The sequence below is a fragment of the Chloroflexus sp. genome (assembly GCF_034435895.1).
GTDB lineage: Bacteria > Chloroflexota > Chloroflexia > Chloroflexales > Chloroflexaceae > Chloroflexus.
Genome location: NZ_DAOTWH010000311.1, coordinates 1 through 2,222 on the forward strand (window position 1 = coordinate 1; position 2,222 = coordinate 2,222).

The following is a 2,222-nucleotide window of genomic DNA, read 5'->3' on the forward strand; positions in this document are numbered from 1 at the left end:
CGACCGGCTGCGCGGCGATCAGCGGGCCGGTGCGCTGGCGGCAGCACAGGCCGGCGTAGCGGCGGCTCAAGCCAATTTGGAACGGATCACCGCACCGCCGACGCGCCAGAATCTGGCCGCCGCCGAGGCCGCGGTCAAGATAGCCGAAACTGCGCTGGCCGCCGCCAAACTCAACCTCGACAAGGCCGTGTTGCGCACGCCGTTCGATGGCATCGTGGCGCGGGTGAATGTCGATCCCGGCGATCTGGCCGGCACGGGAGCGCTGCCGGCAGTGCAGATCGTTGATGACAGTGTATTGCACGTTGAGGCGGCAATTAGCGACACCGACGTGGCCCGCGTGCGCGAAGGCCAAGCTGTTGAAGTACGGGTTGATGCGCTGCCCGGCACGGTGTTTAAGGGTACGGTTGATTTTGTCGCGCCAGTGGCGAACGTGGTCGGCAATGTGCGCACCTTCACCGTGCGGGTCAAGCTTGACGAGCAGGAAGGGTTGCGCGCCGGCATGAGCGTGCGCATTACCATCCTCACCGATAAGTGATGTGGGCGGACAATGTCGCAGCCGTGGATCGCAACCCAGCTGCGACATTGTTGCGCAATTTGTGGTATAGTTCCGGTTGACAACAATGTCGTTGGCCGGTTGATATAGACGCTTATGAGCACAACGCTCCGTGAACGCCGCCGCCAGATGCTGCGCGACGAGATCCTCGCTGCGACGCAGCAATTCATTGCCGAACGCGGGTTTGCCGCGCTGGCGATGGATGAACTGGCTGCACGGGTTGGCATCTCGAAACCCACCCTCTACAACCAATTTCCCACCCGTGAAGATTTGCTGGCCACCATGATTGCGCGCCTCGTTCGCGATCTCTTTGCAGTGGCGGCGGTCGGTGAGCCAACTGATCGGTCACCGCTCGAACAGCTCTGCGATCTCTTGCACGCCAGCGTGTTGTTCCAGATTCAACACCACGCGGCGGCATATCAGCTCTGGTTGCCGGAAGTAGCCGAGCTGCTGGAAAAGCATCCCCATTCACGCAACGAACTGCTGCAAGCGCAAGCGCGCGTCTTGCGCTTGGCCGAAGCAGCGATCGCTACCGGTGAAGTGGCTGCCGACTTGCAACCAGTGGATGTGATTCGCACCTTCTCATCGCTACTCTGCTTTCCGTTTGTGGGCGGGCGCAATCTGCCGCCAACCGATGATCCGGTGGCGACGGCGGATTTAGTGGTGCGTATCTTCCGGCAAGGGTTGCAAGCGCCAGCCACCTGGTCAGAACCGGTGTGAAGCCGGTTGCGACAATGACTCACTTATTGTCATCAGCCAATCAACCAATCTGGTACGATGTCCCCGACCCGCTCTATTCGCCCCTCGCCGAAACGATTGCAGTTGATGTCTGTGTCATCGGATTGGGCGGATCGGGCTTGACCTGCATTCACGAGTTGCTTGAGCTAGGAGTGCGCGTTGCCGGCATTGATGCTGTCGCGGTGGGTGGCGGCGCAGCCGGACGCAACGGCGGCTTTTTGCTGGCCGGGCTCGCCGCGTTTTACCACGATGCGGTCGCTGCCATTGGGCGCGAGCGGGCCGCAGCGATCTACCGGCTCACGATCGCCGAAATTGAGCGGATGGCCGCCGCAATGCCGGGGATCGTGCGCCGGGTGGGATCGCTGCGCATCGCTGCTTCGCCGGCAGAGGCCGCCGACTGTAACGCTCAGTTACAGGCGATGCGGGCCGATGATTTGCCGGTCGAGCCATACCGCGGCCCAGAGGGTGAAGGGTTGTTGCTGCCTACCGATGGCGCGTTTCAGCCGCTGCACCGGTGCCGGTTCTTGGCTGCACAAGCCCGACAAGGCGGGGCGCTGCTCTTTACCCATACGCCGGCGCTAGCGATCGAAGGCACAACCGTACAATGCCCACAGGGGCAAATACTGGCCCGCCACCTGATTATTGCCATTGATGGAGGTCTCGAACGGCTGGCACCGGAGCTGCGCAGCATGGTGCGTTCGGCCCGCTTACAGATGTTGGCCACCGCGCCTGACCCAGCCTGTTTTATCCCACGCCCAGTCTATACCCGCTGGGGCTACGATTACTGGCAACAATTGCCCGATGGCCGCATCGCCCTCGGCGGCTGCCGCGATCGATTCGCCGCCGCAGAATGGGACGCACCATCGCAGCCATCGGCGCCGGTGCAAGCTGCGCTCGAACAGACTCTGCGCGCGCGGATCGGCAGCCGTGC

At 62.6% G+C, this 2,222-nt stretch carries 3 protein-coding genes; all 3 read left to right on the forward strand.

What is annotated here, in order from left to right:
* The coding region (locus tag U9R81_RS17375) for an efflux RND transporter periplasmic adaptor subunit (protein ID WP_322496685.1) at nt 1-535 on the forward strand (535 nt) is incomplete at its 5' end.
* A gap of 114 nt (nt 536-649) precedes the next feature.
* Nucleotides 650-1,273, forward strand: a complete 624-nt coding sequence (locus U9R81_RS17380; RefSeq protein ID WP_322496686.1) for a TetR/AcrR family transcriptional regulator — start codon at nt 650-652, stop codon at nt 1,271-1,273.
* A gap of 14 nt (nt 1,274-1,287) precedes the next feature.
* Nucleotides 1,288-2,222: FAD-binding oxidoreductase (locus U9R81_RS17385; RefSeq protein ID WP_322496687.1), on the forward strand; the 935-nt coding region annotated here is incomplete at its 3' end.

What these genes read in the sequence shown, in the direction of transcription:
- U9R81_RS17380 (WP_322496686.1), top strand. Translation starts at nt 650, where the DNA reads ATGAGCACAACGCTCCGTGAACGCCGCCGCCAGATGCTGCGCGACGAG.